The 19,492-nt window shown below is 50.0% G+C and carries 18 protein-coding genes; 5 read left to right on the forward strand and 13 right to left on the reverse strand.

The window, feature by feature from the left end; translation table 11 throughout:
* The first annotated feature begins 62 nt into the window (after positions 1 to 62).
* Positions 63 to 539, forward strand: a complete 477-nt coding sequence (locus ACGHM3_RS19995; RefSeq protein ID WP_345423193.1) for a hypothetical protein — start codon at positions 63 to 65, stop codon at positions 537 to 539.
* Between the two features lie 82 nt (positions 540 to 621).
* On the forward strand, positions 622 to 1,941 hold the full coding sequence (locus ACGHM3_RS20000; protein WP_390517493.1) for a mechanosensitive ion channel family protein: 1,320 nt from the start codon (positions 622 to 624) through the stop codon (positions 1,939 to 1,941).
* A gap of 97 nt (positions 1,942 to 2,038) precedes the next feature.
* Here ACGHM3_RS20000 and ACGHM3_RS20005 read toward each other — a convergent pair whose 3' ends face one another.
* Entirely contained in the window at positions 2,039 to 3,751 is a 1,713-nt protein-coding gene (locus tag ACGHM3_RS20005; protein ID WP_345423196.1) for a thiamine pyrophosphate-dependent enzyme, read from the reverse strand.
* Between the two features lie 349 nt (positions 3,752 to 4,100).
* Complete coding sequence (locus ACGHM3_RS20010) at positions 4,101 to 4,595, reverse strand: DUF2059 domain-containing protein (protein WP_345423199.1); 495 nt, start codon at positions 4,593 to 4,595, stop codon at positions 4,101 to 4,103.
* 947 nt (positions 4,596 to 5,542) lie between these two features.
* Between ACGHM3_RS20010 and ACGHM3_RS20015 the strand changes: the two genes are divergently transcribed.
* Complete coding sequence (locus ACGHM3_RS20015) at positions 5,543 to 6,505, forward strand: transposase (RefSeq protein WP_345423202.1); 963 nt, start codon at positions 5,543 to 5,545, stop codon at positions 6,503 to 6,505.
* A 101-nt stretch (positions 6,506 to 6,606) separates the two neighbouring features.
* Here ACGHM3_RS20015 and ACGHM3_RS20020 read toward each other — a convergent pair whose 3' ends face one another.
* From ACGHM3_RS20020 to ACGHM3_RS20070, 11 genes are all read right to left on the reverse strand, one after another.
* Positions 6,607 to 7,617, reverse strand: a complete 1,011-nt coding sequence (locus ACGHM3_RS20020; RefSeq protein WP_345423205.1) for a substrate-binding domain-containing protein — start codon at positions 7,615 to 7,617, stop codon at positions 6,607 to 6,609.
* Positions 7,618 to 7,909: 292 nt separating this feature from the next.
* The gene (locus ACGHM3_RS20025) at positions 7,910 to 8,710 is read right to left on the reverse strand and encodes a siderophore-interacting protein (RefSeq protein WP_345423208.1); all 801 of its coding nucleotides are present in this window, start codon (positions 8,708 to 8,710) and stop codon (positions 7,910 to 7,912) included.
* A gap of 26 nt (positions 8,711 to 8,736) precedes the next feature.
* A complete protein-coding gene (locus ACGHM3_RS20030) occupies positions 8,737 to 9,141 on the reverse strand; it encodes a SufE family protein (RefSeq protein WP_345423211.1) in 405 nt (134 codons plus the stop codon).
* Positions 9,142 to 9,684: 543 nt separating this feature from the next.
* Positions 9,685 to 10,218 (reverse strand): putative Fe-S cluster assembly protein SufT, encoded by a 534-nt coding sequence (gene sufT, locus ACGHM3_RS20035; protein WP_345423214.1) that lies wholly within the window; start codon positions 10,216 to 10,218, stop codon positions 9,685 to 9,687.
* A gap of 45 nt (positions 10,219 to 10,263) precedes the next feature.
* Positions 10,264 to 10,629 (reverse strand): iron-sulfur cluster assembly accessory protein, encoded by a 366-nt coding sequence (locus ACGHM3_RS20040; protein ID WP_345423217.1) that lies wholly within the window; start codon positions 10,627 to 10,629, stop codon positions 10,264 to 10,266.
* A gap of 19 nt (positions 10,630 to 10,648) precedes the next feature.
* Positions 10,649 to 11,866 (reverse strand): cysteine desulfurase, encoded by a 1,218-nt coding sequence (locus ACGHM3_RS20045; protein ID WP_345423220.1) that lies wholly within the window; start codon positions 11,864 to 11,866, stop codon positions 10,649 to 10,651.
* Positions 11,867 to 11,868: 2 nt separating this feature from the next.
* Positions 11,869 to 13,143 (reverse strand): Fe-S cluster assembly protein SufD, encoded by a 1,275-nt coding sequence (gene sufD / locus ACGHM3_RS20050; RefSeq protein WP_345423223.1) that lies wholly within the window; start codon positions 13,141 to 13,143, stop codon positions 11,869 to 11,871.
* Positions 13,140 to 13,940 (reverse strand): Fe-S cluster assembly ATPase SufC, encoded by an 801-nt coding sequence (gene sufC / locus ACGHM3_RS20055; protein ID WP_345423226.1) that lies wholly within the window; start codon positions 13,938 to 13,940, stop codon positions 13,140 to 13,142. Before sufC ends, sufD begins: the two co-directional genes overlap by 4 nt.
* Before the next feature lie 21 nt (positions 13,941 to 13,961).
* Positions 13,962 to 15,398 (reverse strand): Fe-S cluster assembly protein SufB, encoded by a 1,437-nt coding sequence (gene sufB, locus ACGHM3_RS20060; protein ID WP_345423229.1) that lies wholly within the window; start codon positions 15,396 to 15,398, stop codon positions 13,962 to 13,964.
* A 192-nt stretch (positions 15,399 to 15,590) separates the two neighbouring features.
* The gene (gene iscR, locus ACGHM3_RS20065; RefSeq protein WP_345423232.1) at positions 15,591 to 16,067 is read right to left on the reverse strand and encodes a Fe-S cluster assembly transcriptional regulator IscR; all 477 of its coding nucleotides are present in this window, start codon (positions 16,065 to 16,067) and stop codon (positions 15,591 to 15,593) included.
* Positions 16,068 to 16,203: 136 nt separating this feature from the next.
* The gene (locus tag ACGHM3_RS20070; RefSeq protein ID WP_345423235.1) at positions 16,204 to 16,821 is read right to left on the reverse strand and encodes a class I SAM-dependent methyltransferase; all 618 of its coding nucleotides are present in this window, start codon (positions 16,819 to 16,821) and stop codon (positions 16,204 to 16,206) included.
* A gap of 960 nt (positions 16,822 to 17,781) precedes the next feature.
* On the opposite strand from ACGHM3_RS20070, the gene ACGHM3_RS20075 reads away from it, so the two are divergent.
* Together ACGHM3_RS20075 and ACGHM3_RS20080 are read left to right on the forward strand one after the other, a co-directional pair.
* Positions 17,782 to 18,126 (forward strand): metalloregulator ArsR/SmtB family transcription factor, encoded by a 345-nt coding sequence (locus ACGHM3_RS20075; RefSeq protein WP_345423238.1) that lies wholly within the window; start codon positions 17,782 to 17,784, stop codon positions 18,124 to 18,126.
* 135 nt (positions 18,127 to 18,261) lie between these two features.
* The gene (locus ACGHM3_RS20080) at positions 18,262 to 19,302 is read left to right on the forward strand and encodes an NAD-dependent epimerase/dehydratase family protein (protein ID WP_345423241.1); all 1,041 of its coding nucleotides are present in this window, start codon (positions 18,262 to 18,264) and stop codon (positions 19,300 to 19,302) included.
* Positions 19,303 to 19,492: the final 190 nt, after the last annotated feature.

Raw genomic sequence — 19,492 nt, forward strand, 5'->3', positions numbered from 1 at the left:
AGCCTTCACTAAGCCGTGTACTCTAGCGCGGCATACACGTTTGCAAGGTAACTATTTGACTCATGTTGTTTATCAAGCGCTCTACCTACCCGCTGGCATTTTTAGCGTTATCTGCGCCGGCATTGCTAAAGGCCAGCCCGCTTTTACAAGGCGACTGGAATTGTGCCACGAAATTCAGCCGCCCGGAGGGTGATTATCGTCTGCAGGCCGTCACCCAGCTACTGGACGACGGTAAATTTGTTAGCAACGGTACGCTCTATGCGTTTAATTCACTGATTGGCGCCGAAATACCCCTGGCCTTTAATGCATCGGGCCAGTGGCAAAAATCAGGTAGCGTGATTTCTGGCAAGGTCACCGAGGGCGATATATCCACAGGGTATTCGTTTTTAGATCGACTGGCCGATTTACTCGAAGACGAAGTGCGCAAACAACCGGTCTACAGCACCCAAATACAAAAACTGAACAAAGAAACACTGGTACTGGCCGGCACTGACCAGCAGGCAATCGAATGCGTAAAAGCTACCGCGCAAAAGACCTAGGCGAGCCAATCTGAACACCACTATCTGCTAAAGCCGCTCTCATGTAATATAGCGCCAGGCATTACTATCTAAGAGGCCCGGCGTGACCAAAGAATCTTTGCTAGAGCTACTCAATAACTATAAAAAAATCGTCACCGAACAACTCACACAACCCGAAACCGTCATTCAACTGGGGCTGATTTTTGCGATTTATATCGCAGCCTACGGCCTAGCATCGCGCATTCGAGCTTTTATACCACTGTTAAGAAAAGCACCGGATAATTCACAGGGCTACCCTCTGCTCCATTTGATTTATCGCTGCGGGAGATTACTTTTCCCTCTACTGGCGATCATTGGCCTTAGATTTGCCGCCGAGGCCAGCAAACTGCAAATCACGACGCCATGGGTATTTAAGATTGCCATTGTGGTTGCCATGCTGCTGCTATTTCATAATTTTGTGCGCTTGGCCATACGCAACAAATTAGTCGCCAATTGGTTTCACTGGGTGGGCACCCCGCTATTATTTTTACACCTAGTTGGCCTGCTGGATGACGTTATAACCGTTTTAGACTCCATCGCCATAACCGTAGGTAACATACGGTTATCGGGTTACGGTGTTGTCCGGTTATTGATTTTTGGCTCACTGCTGTTTTGGTTAGGACGAGTATCCAACGCCACCGGCCAAACCATCATCCGCCGGCAAGAATCCATTGACGTTAGAACCCGAGAAGTCATGGCAAAAATGTTCGAAATTGGCATTTTTACCCTAGTCTTCTTTTTAATGTTGCAGGTCTTGGGCATCAATTTGACCGCCCTGGCCGTATTTGGTGGTGCTGTTGGTGTGGGCCTTGGCTTTGGTTTACAGGCCATCGCTTCTAACTTTATCTCCGGCATTATCATACTGCTGGACCGATCAGTAACCGTGGGCGACTACGTAGAGCTGGAAGACGGCCGCACGGGCATTGTTACGCAATTAAATATGCGCTCAACTACCTTGGAAACCTACGATGGCAAGGACATTGTAGTGCCCAACGAAAAATTCATTAGCAGCACCTTTACCAACTGGACCCACAAAAACTTTAAGCAGCGCTACCGAGTGGACTTCTCCGTTGCCTACGATACCGATATTCGAGCCATGGTAGAGCTGATTAAAGTGGCTGTTTCTGAGCATCCTCAGGTGATTAGCGGCGAGCAAGTTCCCATTGAGGAGCGCCCTGATTGCGAGATAGACAGCTTTGGTGACAGCGGTATAAATATGTTTGTGGAATTCTGGATGGAAGGAATAGACGACGGCAAGAACCGCGTGGGTGGAGATCTTCTATTAATTATTTTTGAAACGCTGCGCGAAAACAATATTGAAATACCCTTCCCACAACGCGAAGTTAAGATTTTGTCTAACGAGACTAAGCAATCACTGCCTTAGTATAACTTTAGCGCTTTTAGCGCCCGGCTGGCTCGGCCGGGCGCGCACTGCTCATTAACGGGCGTGTTGTAGGTTAAACAACACTAGAGCCCACGCTTTAGCGGACAAAATTATCGCGCAGTAAGGCTACCACTTCATCGGCTCGGCCGTTCAATACGGCTTTAACACCAAATAACGCCGTAGACGCCACTTGCGAGGCTTGAATCTGTGGCGGCATCACCAACTCAACTCGGTTCACGTCGACATCCAGAATACCGGGCTGATCACTCGCCAACCATTGCTCCATAGCCGAATGCAGCTCATCGGTATGGGTTACCTTCCAGCCCTGAAGGCCAACCACTTTCGCCACCTCGGCGAAGTTCGGGTTTTTCAGTTCGGTGTAGTTATCCAGCATACCCTCCACGCGCTGCTCCATCTCGACGAAGCCCAAAGAATGGTTGTTAAATACCAACAACTTAACTGGGATTTGTTCCTGCGCTAAGGTGAGAAGATCGCCCATCAGCATGCTAAGCCCGCCATCACCACACATGGCAATAACTTGGCGGCCTGGATAAGCCAAGGAAATACCCAGCGCTTGTGGATAGGCATTGGCCATGGTGCCGTGGGCCAGACTGGTGAGGAAACGACGTTTACCGTTGGCCGAAAGATGCCGTAACAACCACACCATGGGCGAGCCACCATCTGCGGTAAAAATGGCATCGTCATTAGCCAATTCATTCAACAGATGGGTGACGGTTTGCGGATGGATAAGATCATTACCGGATTCCGCACGCTCTAAATAGGTGTGCAAATCTTTTTGGTATTGCTGCTTAGCTTGCGTTAAAAACTGGCTGTCTTGCTTTTGATCAACCAGTGGCAGCAACGCCGCAATAGTGGACTCCACATCACCGACCAAACCCAAATCAATGGGCGTACGCCGGCCCAGATGGGATGCTTCGATGTCCACCTGGACGATTTGTGCTTGCTCAGGATAAAACTGGGTGTACGCAAAATCGCTGCCTAAGCACAGCAATAAATCGCACTCTTCAAATGCGTGCAACCCAGCCTTGTTGCCTAGGATACCCGTCATGCCAACACAATAGGGGTTGTTTGGCTCAACAAACTCTTTAGCTCGAGTGGTATGAGCGATGGGCGCCTGGAGCTTTTCCGCCAACGCGATCAGAGAATCTTGAGCGTGCTTGGCACCGATGCCCGCGTATATGGCTGGTTTTACCGCGCTGTTGATCAGCGCCGCCAATGACGCCAAATCGGCATCACTTGGCCGCACCATCGGTGTTGACCGATGCACCCGCCACGGAGCTGCTTGCTCAGGTGTGCGCTTAAACATGTCACCATTAACAATGACCACCGCCACGCCTCGCTTATTTAAAGCGGCTTGAGCGGCCATAACCACAATTCTTTTGGCTTGCTCAGGGTTTTGAATTTTTTCACAAAACACCGAGCACTGCTCGTAAACCTTTTTTTGGTCTACCTCTTGTGGAAAGTGCAGGCCTTCTTCCGCGCTATCCACCTGAGAGGCGATCAACAGTACGGGGCCGCCATTACGATGGCTTTCATAAATACCGTTAACAAAATGCAAGCTGCCCGGCCCGCAGGTGCCGGCACACACGGTAAGCTCATCGGTCATGTAGGCTTCCGCCCCGGCGGCAAACGCACCAACCTCTTCGTGGCGAACATGCACCCACTCTAAGGGCGATTTCGCAATGGCATTGGTAAAATGATTAATGGTATCGCCCACTATGCCATAGCAACGCTTTGCACCGGACTCGAGCAATGTTTCGACAATAACTTCGGAGACTGTTGTACTCATAGGATCACCTCAACAGGATAAAAACTGGAAAACTCAGTCACGGCGAATGCCGCACACAAGAGAGGTGACTGGGCCAAATCAATATGAGAGGTCTTTATTTACTACGAGTAACTAACACTCATCGGCTTGCAAGCAACGAAAAATTTACAAAAAAATGTAAGCATTACAAGCCGAAGATACTTAATTAAACAGAGAACGATTAAATAGAGAACGCCAAATTGTTTGCCGGGAGTTTGGCCGTCAAATAATTTGACCATCGAACAAAAAGCCACAACCAACCACCTCAACTGTGTGACTGGCAGGCCGTGGCTTAGTTCAACTGACAGAATCTAACTTAGACAATTTTTGCTTATTTCGCAGCCCGCATGCTTTTAACCTTCTCCGCCATGGATTTTGTCAAAGCCTTGATCTCGGGCAGAATCGACTTCACATTATCCTGAGCAATTTCATTTGCTCGATTAGTGACCTGCGGCATCTTTTTAGTAATCGTATTAATCGCATCCGCCTCATACATTGTCGCAATAATTTCCAACTCCGCATCGGTGAAGCTATCGTCGTAAAGCGCGTAAATATTATCTCGAACATTAGCCCAAGACCATTCTTCTTTAACGAGCTGCATAATCTGCGCGTAATAACGATCGAATATAGGCATTTCCGACTCGCTCATTTTTAATTGCCCTGGCATTTTTTTAAGATCATCGGATAGCCGGCTGTAACTTTTTTCTAAATACTGCTCATAACCCGCACCCTCAATAATCACATCTATCACCTCCGACCTATCTCCCTCAGCCGAAACACCCGATGCAACAAGCAGCCAAAAACCCCCAACAATCCAAGCTCGCATAAAAAATTCCCTTTAAACCAATGAGACAAACAAAACCAACAACATTCTAACAACCCCATCCAAGCCAATCCATCCCGCTCTAATCAAGCGCCTCTAATCAAGCCCCTCTAATCAAGCCCCTCTAATCAAGACACCCACCTTAGACACTCCTGACCTGCGCTCTCGCTGAGACACCCATGTTAGGATCTCGCCCCTGACCAGCGTTTTAATCCCCCTAAACAAGACACCCAGACTAATGCTCTTTACGCGATGCGCCCCTCCTAAGGGGGGTTGTTGAGACACCCATTTTTACCGAGACACCGACACCTATCTTAGAGACACCTATCTTAGACACTCATCTGACCAGCGTTCTAGCTGAGACCCTTATTAGGCTCTCAACTCTGATCAGCGTATAATCCCCTAACCAAGACACCCAGACCAATGCTGCTTCCACGATGCGCCCCTCCTAAGGGGTTTTGTTAAGACACCCATTTTTACCGAGACCCACTTTAGCACTATAACGTAGACGCCAGCCGCGCAAGTAAGACACCCAAGGAATTACAGACGCTGTTTAACCCCTTTCAACTCTAATTTGGCACCACAAAACTTCCAACCTGAGTAAAGGGGTTTTGTTAAGACACCCATTTTTATCGAGACACCCACTTTAGCACTATAATGTAGAGGCCAGCCGCGCTAGTGAGACACCCAAGGAATTACAGACGCTGTTTAACCCCTTTCAACTCTGATTTGGCACCACAAAACTTCCAACCTGAGTAAAGCGGCCTGGATCCAACCAATTAAAACTCTTTTTAAACACTGCAGCACAAAACTTTATAACTAATAAAAAGTATTAAAACTTTCTGCTCAATTTGGAAAAAACTGTGATTTCGTTCTCGAAACAGTGTTCGACCCATTTACCGGAGGTTTCTTAAGCTGTAATTATATCCAGTATCAATCAGGAGACCCACATGCCAAAAGCACGAAAGGCTCAAGTTTCACTAAAGGCCACCCCTTACTACCACTGCACTTCTCGATGTGTGAGACGCGCCTTCTTATGCGGCGAAGATCATCTCACCGGCAAATCGTATGAGCACCGCAGACATTGGGTTGAAGATCGGCTTTTGCATTTGGCCAGTGTATTTGCCATCGACATTTGTGCCTATGCCGTCATGAGCAATCACTTGCATGTTGTACTGCACATCAATGAGCCCGCAGCGAGTGCTCTCTCTGACATGGAAGTGTGCGAACGTTGGCATCGACTCTACAAGGGGACATTTCTTACACAGAAGTACGTTAATGGCATACAACTTTCGCCAGCGGAATCAACCGCATTAGCCACAAAAGCGGCCCAATGGCGTGATCAACTTATGGATATCAGTTGGTTTATGCGGTCACTTAATGAACCCATTGCACGCCAAGCTAACCAAGAAGACGAGTGCACTGGCAGGTTCTGGGAAGGGCGTTTTTCGTCCCAAGCGCTGTTGGATGAAAAAGCATTATTAGCTTGCATGGCCTATGTTGACCTAAACCCCATTAGGGCAAAAAAAGCACATTCGCTGGAGGGCTCAGACCACACTTCAATTCAAAAACGCTTGAGCCTCAAGCCCGACAAGCAGCGTTTACCCGCAGGACTGCTGCCTTTTGCAGATGCCCGAGACCTTCCCAACCCAAACACTTTACCGCTGACCTTCACAGAGTATAAAGAGCTAATTACTTGGACAGCTGGGTACAGCTCTGGAAATACCACGTCGCTTCCGGAAACGATCCAAGAGCTTGGCATTTCTGAAAGCAAATGGCTACATCTCGCTACGAATTTCGAAGCGCATACAGCCAAATTGATTGGCAATGTAAAACAAGTAATAGTTGCGGCCCAATGCCTAGGATACAAGAGGACACCCGGGTTGCGAGTGAACCGCTATTATTTTGGATAAGGTTGACACATTATGGCGTAATGATCTATAGCCCATTACTTTTTAGCAGCCCTCTAAATTTTTGAACACTATTGATACACGGACCCCTACCATCTTTAACACTACTCTTTAAAATGTTTCGTGACAGGGATAAGGTAAGTCTCTTCAACATTTAGCCCGTTAGATAAATTCCGCAAAACCTGATAAATTTGCGAGCCAATCGCGTAGAAATCCACACTCACATATCCGTGTAACAAGCCGTCTCTCAGTAAGCTTTCTGCCACGTTAACACCGTGCCCACCAGTTGCCAGAACTACCACTATCTCCTGGCGATCGAACTGGTTAAAAAAAGGCGTCGCTATTTCCCGATACTCGACCTCATCCAAAATTGGCCATTGCCCAACGGATATTACCGCCCCCTGGCCCATCGAGTGCAAGGTACCGTTTAACTGTATTAAAGAACGGTCGATTTTATCCGAGGTATTCCAAGGGCTGCGCGACCACTCATACCAATTTGGCGCATTAGCGCTCGAGCTGCCACTTGCTTTGAGCACTTGCCGGACTCCGCTCACCCTTAGCGCTAGATTTGCGTCGTGCATGTCTGTCATTAGGCAAAACTGCTCTTTTCCTCTCAAAAACAATTTTGCAAGTTCAGCTAAACTCTGCCCTAGCTCAAAGTTATCTATGCCAACGTAAGATTGACTAAGGCTAGCGTAGGGTTTGTTTAGAGGTGAATCGAAAGTGATTACTGGAACATTAGCATCTTTTATGATGGGCGCGAGGTGCTTTGAATCAATAACCGAAATCGCAAGCCCGTCATACTTACCAGATTCCAGCGCGCCTAATATAGCCTGTTCCTGCTTGCGCAAATGCGCAGCACCCGTGGGGCCTAATAGCACACAACGATCAGAGTTCTCCAGAGCCGCAGCATTGCAACCTTGCCATGCATCAATAAAATTCTTGTCATCTATGGACTTTGCCACAATTCCAAAAGTTCTCTCTATAGCACTCACGGACGAAGGCAAGAAAAGAACAAAAGACAGGCAAGTAAACAAGCCAACGAAGCAGATACGCCCAAGAGAGAATGGTTTTTTATTATATTTTGATCTGAGTTTCTGTTTGATAACAATCACCCTGAGAGATTGTTGAAACGCGCTTAACTTATTTCGCTTATTAGAACTTTTCTATGTTTGACGCGTTATAATCACTGCTACAGAGATAGAACGCAACGCGATATAAATAAACCGCCTAGCAAGACACTTTGACACACTCTTTAAAAAAACAGCACTAAGGTTTACCAATTTAAGGCTAATAGATATTTCTAACTAGGCGTATGCTCTAGCTTATGAACTTACCTGATTTACTATCGCATATAGCCTCTGCTGCACTTATGGCCGCACGGCAACTCGGGTTAATAAGAGGCTACTAATCCTCGGCAATAAGCTCATCCTGCTTCTTGGCGCGTTTATTACCCTCGTCACTTTCGCCTATTTTCCAATAACTACTGGCGTATACCTGAGATTTGGGTACAGAGCGCTCTCTCTTAAAGTACTTTCGAAGATCCCGCATCAACTCAAACTCACCGGCAACCCAAACCGACGGCACACCTTCCTGCCATGGCCGCTCACGAGCTGCCTGCGCTAAATACGTGCTGGGGCACTTCGGATCGCTGTTTATAACCCAGTGCACCTCTAGATTATCTGGTCGAGGCAGCTCTACAATATCGCCAGAGCTCATCACTTCAATCACGGCATAGCCTCGAGCGTCGCCCTCTAACTGGGCTAAATTCACAGCAATCGCTGGTAACGCTGTCATATCACCAACGAAGAAATACCAATCCGAAGGCGCATTAATCAACTTTTTCTCACCAGGCCCCGATACCCAGATCGCATGGCCTGGAGCGGCAGTTTCTATCCATGCATTTGCTGGCCCCTGCTCTGGATGACCGAAACTGTGACAAACGCCATCAATGTGCAAGGTGTTATCTTCAGGCTTGTATTGCCTAATTGTAAACGTACGTTTGTGCAGGGCCTTAAAATAGGGTTTGTCGTCAAGCTTATCGCCCTGTACTTCGCGCTCACCATCTGCGGGGAACAGCAGTTTAACGTATCCGCTTTCCTCGCCAACCGGAAAAGTCTTTAAATCCTCTCCCGTAAACACCAAGCGCATGAGGCTCGGTGATAATTGACGTTTTTCAAACAATGTAAGATGACGGTTGGCTCGCATAAGTTTCTTGTTCCTAGCCGCTGAGTTTACACCTGGGCTGCTAACGCTTTAATCTTTGCCACAATGGCCCGTAGACCATTGCCACGCGTAGGGCTGAGATGCCGCTCCAAGTCCAAAGCCGCAAAGTAGGCGTCGATATCGAAGGCCAGGATTTCGGCGGCACTTTTGTGATTGTAGGCCGCCATAACCACAGCTAACAGCCCTCTTACGATAACCGCGTCACTGTCAACAGTGAGCTCAAAAACCCCGCTGTCGTTACGACATTCCAGCCAAACGTTACTCTGGCAACCCTTGACCAGACGATCGTTCGTGCGCAAATCTTCAACCATGGGATCCAACTCGCGGCCAAGGTCAATAATGTACTTATATCGCTCCTCCCAGTCATCAAAAAAACTGAGATCATCGATCATTTCCTGAGGTGTTGTAGACATAACTGTGTGCGTTTTAGTTTCTTAACAAGGCCACTTTAATCAGTGACGCTGGGTATTGGATTTTGACCTACCCATGGGTGTCTAGATAGGGCCGTGCATTTTAGAGCGCCTAAAGTTTGTCCGCTATCTTGGGCGTCTTGAATAGAAAGAACCTATCGATCAGAGAAAACCCTACACATCGGTGGGTACCATGATAACTTTAAAAACAAGGCCCAATCTATCGTTAGGTTATTAGGCCGGTATCATGGGTGTCTCGATTAGAGTACTAGATAGCCCGTCGGTAGGGCTGGAGCCCATTGTAGGGGCCTAAAGTTTGTCCGTTATCGTGGGTGTCTCGATTAGAAAGAACCTCTTGCTCACAGAAAACCCTATACAACCGTGGGTGTCATGATAACGTCTGACATCAAGGTCCAACTCATAGTTAGGGTATTAGGTCGGTATCATGGGTGTCTCGATTAGAGTAGAGAACCACAAATAACCATGGGTGTCACGACAACAACTCCGATAACGACGGGTCAAACATGGGTGTCTTGATAAGCGGGATTAAAAAAACAGCCCTGCTTCTAGTTGCGCTTCTTCGCTCATCATTTCGCGTGACCAAGGTGGATCGAAGACCAGTTCCACGTTTACCGATTGTACGTTAGGCACTTTAGCTACGCGGTATTTTACGTCACTAACCAGTACCGGCCCCATGCCACAGCCGGGGGCGGTGAGCGTCATTTTGATGTTAACAGTGTGCTGAGGTTGGTCGATAGCCATCTCGTAGATGAGCCCCAGCTCCACCAAATCGATGGGGATCTCTGGATCGAATACGGTTTTTAGGGCACCCCACACTTGCTCATCGGCAATATCGCGGCCTTTCGGGGTACTGAACTCGAGTTGTTCTGGCTCTTGACCGATGGCATCGGCGTCGGTGCCGTCAATGCGCAGCATATTGCCCTGGAAGGTCACTGTGTAATTACCGCCCAAGGCTTGGTTAATGGTGACAAACTGGCCGGCAGGTATGGTTACCGGGTCGCCACTGGGCACGCGTCGTGCCGGGCAATCGCGGTTAGTAACCACCATTTTTTGATCCATTGCTTACTGCTCTCGATTATGTACGTTGGCGGCAAACTGGCCGCCTTAGTTAACGCTAAAACTCTCGCCGCACCCGCACTCACCAACCACGTTGGGGTTGTTGAATTTAATGGTTTGGTTGAGACCTTCGGTGACCAAATCGATCTCAGTGCCGCGCAACACGGTTACTGCCTCCGGATCCAACGCCAGAGTTAGTGTTGCATCCAGTTCGATCAACTCGTCTTTATCTTGTGCCTGGTCTACAAAATCCAGCACATAGGCGTAGCCGGAGCACCCACTGGTTCTCACGCTCAAGCGGATTAGTTGCTCGTCGTTCTGCCCCTGTTGCTCGGCGTTGCGATGAAAAAAGCGCAGAGCTTTATCGGTTACAGTGACCGGTTGTGCTGTAGGGTCAAAGGTTGAAACCGTCATGGTGAATCCTCTCGATGACTTAAGCCAACATCATTTTAACTTTGCCAAGAGCCTGGGCCAGAGCGTCGACCTCGGACAAGGTGTTGTATGCAGCAAAGGATGCGCGGGCTGTGCCTGGCACCCCCAGGTGGGCCATTAAGGGCTCGGCACAGTGGTGGCCGGTACGAATGGCAATAGCCTGTCGATCCAGCAAAAAGCCAATGTCCGCCGGGTGCCCCTCGTTCATGGTAAAGCTAACCACGGCTACCTTGTTTGGGGCGGTGCCATGAATGGTCAACCCCTCCAGGGTGCTTAATTGCTCAGTGCAGCTGGCCAACAAGGCCTGCTCGTGGGCATGTACCTCGGCCACATTGAGTTGCTGATACCACTGTACCGCGCGGCCAAAGGCGATGGCACCGCCCACATTGGGTGTGCCGGCCTCCAACCGATAGGGTAATACATTCCACTCAGCGCTGGTGTAGGTAACCGTGGAAATCATCTCACCACCGGTTTGCCATACCGGCCAATCGCGCAGCAGCTCTTCTCTACCCCACAGCACGCCCATGCCCATGGGGCCATAGATTTTGTGGGCCGAGAAGGCGTAAAAATCGCAACCGATGTCTTGCACATCAACTCTCTCGTGAGCGATACCTTGAGCACCATCCACCAATACCCAAGCACCTACGGCTTTAGCCTTGGCAGTTAAGGCTTTAATTGGATTGAGAGTGCCCAACGCGTTGGAGGCATGGGGAAAGGCAACAAACTTGGTGTTGCTATTGAGCAATGCCTCAAAGGCAGCAAGGTCCAGCTCACCGGTTTCGGTGATAGGCGCCAACTTAAAGCTGGCTCCGCTGGCTTTACACGCCTGCTGCCAGGTAACCAAATTGGCGTGGTGCTCAAGTTGTGTGGCGATAATTTCGTCACCGGGCTCGAGTATATGCGCCAAGCCGTGACTAACCAGGTTGATGGCTTCGGTGGTGCCTGTGGTCCAAATGACTTCTTCGCGCTGTGCAGCGTTGATAAATCCGGCAATGGTGTCGCGGGCCGCTTCAAACGCTTTAGTGGCTTCGTCGGCTAGCCGATGGGCGCCACGGTGCACGTTGGCGTTGTAATGACTGTAGTAATGAGTAATGGCATCGATGACACATTGCGGCTTTTGAGTAGTCGCAGCGTTATCCAAATACACCAGTGGATGGCCATCGATTTGGCGCTGCAGAATAGGGAATTCTTCACGCAGTGCTTGTACATCTAGGCCCATGATTACTCCTCCGACGCTTGATGGCGCAGACCGCTTATACGGTCTTTTAATGCGGCTTGCAGCCACTCGGCCACCGGTGCCATATCGATCTGTTCGATCAATTCGTTGATAAAGCCAAAGTTGAGCATAATGCGCGCATCGGCCTGGCTGATACCACGCGACTGCATGTAGTAGAGCGCTTTGCTGTCCAGCTCTGCCACGGTGGCGCCGTGGGCACAGCGCACGTCGTCGGCGTAGATTTCCAGCTCCGGCTTGGTGTACACCTCGGCATTGCGCGTTAACAGCAAGTTGCGGTTGTTTAGCTCAGCTAGGGTTTTCTGTGCGTAGCGATGAATATGAATACGACCATTAAAAACCGCCTTGCCTTTATCGCCGACAATACCGCGCACGTTTTGCTCGCTGGTGCCATTGGGGTTGGCGTGCTCAACGTTACTGTGCAGGTCGAACAGCTCTTTCTCGCCCAGCAAGTAAATGGCATTTTGTAAAGCGTGGCCATGCTGGCCGGTGTGATTAATATCAGTATCCAGCCGCGCCAACTGGCTGCCAAAACCCACCAACGTGGAATGCAGTTGGCTGTTGTCGCTCAGATTGAAGTGGCAACCTCCAAAGTTCAGCGCATTACCGGTTTGCAGGGCAAAACGACTTTGATGCAGGCGCGCGCCTTCGTCAATTTGGTATTCGCTGAAACTGGTGTTTAAGCTGGCGCTATCGCTGCCCTGGTGTTGCTCTATTACACACAGCTCGGCGTTTTTCGCCAGGTGAATTAAATGGCGGGTGTGGCCTTCGCCACCGCTTTGCCAATGCACCAATCGAATGGGTGTTTTAATAGCGCAGCCTTCGGCCACAGAAATCACCACGCCGGTGCTAGCCAGTAAATCATTCACCAGGCCAAAAAAGTGGCGCTGCGGTTTTACTTGGTTAAATACGGCAGCGCCTGTAGCTTCCGGTGCATCCGCTAAGGTGGTTATAGTTAAGCCTGGTTCCAACGGGCCCAAGCTCTCTAGCGCTGTCAACAGAACGCCATTTACAAACACCAAATCCAGTGATTCTAAACCGGGCAGCGGCTCGGCTTGATAGGCGCCGGTATCGGCGGTAGCTGGCTCAAAACGGTTTAAAATGCCCAGCGGCAGATAGCGCCAGTCTTCGGTTTTACGAGTGGGTAGATCACGCTGATGCAGTGCCGCCAGAGACTCTTCTCTGGCCGTTTCAAGCCACGGGCTTGTGGCTTGGTTTTGCTGTGAGCCGCGCGCGAGTACCTGGGTTAGCCAGTGACTCATTTATTCACCTCTTGGTGCAGCTCGATTGGGTCTTGCGCTTTGCGCTCTTCCAGCCAAGCATAACCCTGGGCTTCCAGCTCCAGTGCCAGCGAGGCATCGCCACTTTTAACGATGGCACCGTCGGACAACACGTGTACGTAGTCGGGTTTGATGTAATCCAGCAAGCGCTGGTAGTGGGTAACCACGATAAACGCCCGCTGGCCATCGCGCATGCTGTTCACGCCATCGGCCACAACTTTTAAAGCATCGATATCCAAGCCGGAATCGGATTCATCCAAAATGCACAGCTTGGGCTGCAACAGCAGCATTTGCATAATTTCGTTGCGTTTTTTCTCACCGCCGGAGAAACCTTCGTTAACACCACGCTTTAAAAATTCCGCAGGTAGGTTAACTTGTTTGCAAACTTCACGAGCCTGCTTTAAGAAATCTTTTGAGCTCACCGGCTCTTGATCGTTGGCGGCGCGATGGGCATCCACCGCGGCTTTTAAAAATTCGAGATTGCTAACACCGGGGATTTCCACTGGGTATTGAAACGCCAAAAACAAACCGGCCCGCGCGCGCTCTTCGATATCCAGCTCGATCAGATCTTTACCGTCCAGTACCGCTTTGCCAGATTCCACCTCGTAGCCCTCGCGGCCGGACAGCACATAGCCCAGGGTACTTTTACCGGCACCGTTGGGGCCCATAATGGCGTGTACTTCGCCAGGTTTAATTTCTAAGTTAAGCCCCTTAAGAATGGTTTTTTCTTCCACGCGGGCTTTTAAATCGCGAACAGATAAAAGTGTATCGTTAGACATATTCTTTTTACTCCAGGGGGCTTAACCCACTGAGCCCTCCAGGCTGATTTCAAGTAGTTTGCCGGCCTCTACCGCAAACTCCATGGGCAATTCTTTGAAGACTTCTTTACAGAAGCCATTGACGATCATCGACACCGCTTTTTCAGCGTCCAAGCCACGCTGCTGGCACAAAAACATTTGGTCATCACTGACCTTGGAGGTGGTGGCTTCGTGCTCAACAATGGCGCTGGGATTGCGGCTTTCCACGTAAGGGAAGGTGTGGGCGCCGCATTGATCGCCGATTAATAAAGAATCGCACTGGGTAAAATTACGGGCGTTATCGGCACCGGGATTCATACGCACCAAACCGCGGTAGGCATTGTTGCTTTTACCGGCTGAAATACCCTTAGAGATAATGGTGGAACGGGTGTTTTTACCTAAGTGAATCATCTTCGTGCCGGTATCGGCTTGCTGGGCTCCGCGGGTCAGGGCCACGGAGTAGAATTCGCCCACGCTGTTATCGCCCTTAAGTACACAGCTGGGGTACTTCCAGGTGATGGCCGAGCCGGTTTCCACCTGGGTCCAGCTAATTTTGGCGTTGGTGTGGCACACGCCTCGCTTGGTCACAAAGTTATAAATACCACCCTTGCCGTTTTCATCACCGGGATACCAGTTTTGTACTGTGGAGTATTTGATTTCGGCGTCGTCCATGGCCACCAGCTCCACTACAGCGGCGTGCAGTTGGTTTTCATCCCGCTGGGGCGCGGTGCAGCCCTCAAGGTAGCTCACGTAGCTTCCTTCATCAGCCACAATCAAGGTGCGCTCAAACTGTCCAGTGTTCTGCTCGTTGATACGGAAATAAGTGGATAGCTCCATGGGGCAACGCACGCCCTTGGGGATGTAAACAAAAGAGCCATCGGTAAATACGGCGCAGTTGAGTGCGGCAAAATAGTTGTCCTGCTGCGGCACAACACTGCCCAGGTATTGTTTTACCAGATCGGGGAAGCGGTGCAATGCCTCGGAGATGGGGCAGAAGATAACGCCGGCTTCTTCGAGCTTTTCGCGGAAGGTAGTTACCACCGACACGGAATCGAACACGGCATCCACCGCCACTCCGGCCAGCATTTGTTGCTCAACCAGCGGGATACCGAGCTTTTCATAGGTGGCCAGTAGTTCTGGGTCGACTTCATCCAGGCTTTTGGGTTTATCGGCCATGCTCTTGGGCGCGGAGTAGTAGGAGATCTTCTGGTAATCGATCTCGGGGAAGTTTAGGTGCGCCCACTCCGGGGTTTCCATGGCTTTCCACTTCTCAAACGCCTGCAAGCGCCACTCCAGCATCCAAGTGGGCTCACCTTTAACCGCAGAGATCCGGGCGATGACTTCTTCGTCCAGGCCAGGGGCAAAGGTTTCAGACTCAATGGCAGACACAAAGCCTGCCTCGTATTTTCGTGCGAGGGCTTCGTTAATTTCTTCAGTCATGGGTTTACTCGCTAATCACAGAAACAAGCTTGGGCACTCTAGCGGTGCTTACGCAGCTTGTTGGCCGTTAGGCCACGAGTGACTCATCGTTAATACAACTTCCCAGAGAATTACCCCTGGGGCTTAGGGGGGCTGCTTTTAACAGCTTTTAGCTAATTTGCCTACCGGCCCATTAGCTAATTAGGGGCCAAATTAGCCCAGCATGGAAATAATTTGCTCGCCATTGTCGGTCATTTGGCCCATGGCTTTCTTAACCTCGGCTTCGTGATCGCGTTTATCTACAAGGCTTTGCAGGCTAATGCTGCCCAGGAAGCTGTGGATTTGCTCGCTTAAGTCCGTCCACAGATGATGGGTTAAGCACACCTCGCCACCATGGCAGTTACCGGCGCCACGGCAGTTGGTAGCGTCTATGGATTCGTTCACAGCATCAACGATTTCAGCAATGTAGATATCGTTGGACTCACGGCCCAGCGTATAGCCGCCGCCGGGGCCTCGAACACTGCTCACCAAGCCTTGCTTGCGCAGCTTTGAGAACAATTGCTCCAAGTAAGACAGTGAAATTTCCTGCCTCTTGGAGATGTCAGCCAAGCTGATTGGGCCACTGCCACTGTTGATGACCAGATCCAGCATTGCGGTAACCGCATAGCGCCCTTTTGTTGTCAGTCTCATAGAGTAACTCCGGGGATCAGAACCTAACACGGCGATTGACGGCGGATTTTCATAAACCCGAGCAAAATAGTCAACCTTTTAACCGAGTAATTTACTAAACTAATATGGCGTTGAGACTCTAAAACCCACAAAGCGTTCAGTGACGGCGTAAAAACCCCAACGTCTTGACTACTGCCACCTCCTCAAACTCACCACTAGCCAAAGCTTGGCGCCAAATATTGATCGGTGCTTGCCCCCCCTGCGTCGGATCTGGGAAGAGGTCGTGAATGGCCAAAATACCACCAGATACCACGTGGGGAGCCCAGCAGCTGTAGTCCGTTTGCGCAGCCAGCTCACTGTGTCCGCCATCGATAAACGCCAGCCCTAGGGGGGTATGCCACAGTTTGGCGGCCACCTCAGAGCGAGCAACAATGGGCACTACCGCATCTTCCACCCGCGCCGCAACCATATTGCGCCGGAACTCCCGAAATGAGTCCATCACTTCGTATTGGCTGTCGTACAATGCTGGGTCGTGGTATTCCTCGCCAGGCTGGTGCTCCTCAGAGCCCCGGTGGTGGTCGACGGCATACACTACGGAGCCGTGGGCTTGGCAGGCCGATGCCAGATAAATGGTCGACTTACCGCAATAACTGCCCACTTCTAAGGCAGGTAGCTCCCGGCAATGCTCAAACGCCATCTCCGCCAGGGCTCTGCCCTCATCGTGAGCTAAAAAGCCCTTAACCTGAGACAAAAATCGAGGAAACATAATTGCCATAATTCTTCCTAATACTGATCAGAGGCCACACCGTGAACTGAAGCCTGAGATGACGAGAACGCACATCGAGGGTCCAATTGTCCCACGGACATATCCAAAAAGGGTATTATCTTCATAATATTTGAGGCTAGCTCCAACCCGGCCTATCAAGAAACGGCCTATCAAGACACCCACCTTTAACGCCTATCAAGACGCCTATCAAGACACCCACCTTTAGAGCTGAACCACCTCAAACTACCAATCAAGACACCCATAGAAATGCGGCACCACCAGAAGAATCTAGGATTTCAGGACTGAATCAGTAGCATCCACTATTAAGACACCCATAAATACTTAGGTCTCGAACTGTCGCTAGTGGACGTCACTGGCAAGATGTACTAGGGCCTGTTGACACTAATTTGGCACCACTGCTGGAGGCTACGCGCCCCGGGCTACGCGCCCCGAGCATCTTCCCGTTCAACTAGGCGCCAAGCGTGAAATGTAGTGGGCCTACATGAGCGATTGGCAACAACGTTGAGCGGGAAGCTGGCTCCAGCCCTACGGGTTGAGCCAGGAAATAGCCCACTCGTTGTTGCTCACCGCTTATTTGGGCCCACCAAACTTCGCGGTTCGCGCCTAGATTGGACTATTTCCTGACTCAACAGAGGCTCCGAATTAGTGTCAACAGGCCCTAACAAAACACCCATGATACGGCCTTTCCATTGAGCGAGGTTTGACGCATGAAGTGCTCTCTTCCCCAAACTTTGAAGAGGGAGGTCACCTCGACTTTTTGGGTATGTGGCGTGTACCAAGCTTAAGAGCCTTGATCTAGCGCAACTTGTTGTAAATTTCCGGCTTCTCCCGCCTAGGAGCCGTGGGGATCATGGGAGGCTAGTGCTATATTTTCACATTACACCCCCAAGTATTAGCCTTAAGCCCGGACGCGTTTTTATAAAAACAAACGTCACTGGCTCTAGACGGATGCAGCCCAACACTTTTCCCGATGATGAGTCGATAGTTCCGATGGAGATGCCGCAACTTCTCGAACAAGACGCAGCAAGAGCGGCAGAATTTTTGCGGTCTCTGGCAAATGAATATCGTTTGTTGATTTTGTGTCACTTAGCCGCCGGCGAGTTGAGCGTTGGGGAGCTACACACACACTTTACGTTAAGCCAATCGTCGTTCTCTCAACATCTGGCGGTTTTGCGCAACCAGGGGCTGCTGAAAAACCGCAAAGTTGCACAAACCGTGTATTACTCCATCGCCGACCCAGATGTTGAACAGTTTATGATGCTATTAAAAAATAAATTTTGCCCCGCCCTGTAGCTTCTTTCCAATCCAAGCCCGACCCTATTCAACAGGTTATTGCGGCCATTTAGACAATGCTATGGCAGCCAGCCAATGTTGAATGTTTGTTGTTGGCAGCACCTAAAAAAGCCAGTAGCTTGAGCGTATTGTCGAATGATTTCTTATTTCTACACTATGTCTAATGCAGAAAAACCACCTGAAATTAACAACGAACGTCCGGTATTAGTGGCCGGCGCCAGTGGGTTTATGGGCAGCCATACCGTCCGGCAGCTGGTTGCCGCTGGCCGCAAAGTTCGAATCTTGGTGAGACCGTCCAGCAATCTGGCAGCGATGGGCAATTTACCTGTTGAGATTAGCTACGGCGATGTCTCAAACCAAAATTCTTTATCATCGGCCATAAAGGGGTGTGACAGCGTGTTTTACAGCGTGCTAGACCCTCGGTTCTGGCTAACCAACCCCGAGCCGCTGTATCGATGTAATGTTGATGGATTAATAAATGCCATGGAAGCTGCGCTGGCGACCGGGATTAAAAAATTTGTTTTTACCAGCACCATGGGTACATTGGGCTTCAATGCCGATGGCCCAGTCGATGAAACTATAGCGTTTAATTGGCGAGAAAAAGCCAACCCTTATATTTTGGCACGCCTCAAAGCGGAAACGGTGTTTTTGGAATACTGCCGCACCAAAGGGTTACCAGGAGTTGCCCTGTGTGTTGCCAATACCTACGGCCCGGAAGACTACCAGCCGACGCCCCACGGCGGAATGCTTTCGGCCGTAGCCCGCGGCTCGGTTACTAGAGCCATGGCTTCGTCTCAACCCACGGTGGACATTCGCGACGCGGCTGCGGCAGCTTTACTGGCTGAGCAATACGGCATAATTGGCGAGCGATATATCATCGCCAATGAATATATAAGTAACAAAGACTTCTATGCCATTGCCACCAATTACACGGGTAAGAAAGCGATTAAATTGATTCCACACAAAGTTGCCTTTGTGGTGGCTTGGGCAGCCGAAAAATGGTTTAAACTCACAGGCAAAAAAGACTACTTACTCAGTACAGACGCCGTGTTTTTGTCCGGTGCGTTTAAAGCCATGGATTCCAGCAAAGCGCGCTCCCAACTTCAATGGCAGCCAAGGCCTGTACAAGAAACTGTGCAAGATGCCATCGATTGGTACCAAGCCAACGCCCAGTAAAATTTTTTCCCCCAGAGCACGCACACCTGGGGTGAGCCTAAATAACCAACAACACTATGTTCTGCTTGATACCCACTTTGTTCAAACAGAAACCCGCCTAGAAATTAACAACCTAATAACGCTTAAAGTTCCTAGGCGAATGCGCTAAAAATCCGGCCAAAAATTGTCGCCTTCCAACCACTTGATTTAG

Source organism: Halioxenophilus aromaticivorans (assembly GCF_042850945.1).
Taxonomy (GTDB): domain Bacteria; phylum Pseudomonadota; class Gammaproteobacteria; order Pseudomonadales; family Cellvibrionaceae; genus Halioxenophilus; species Halioxenophilus aromaticivorans.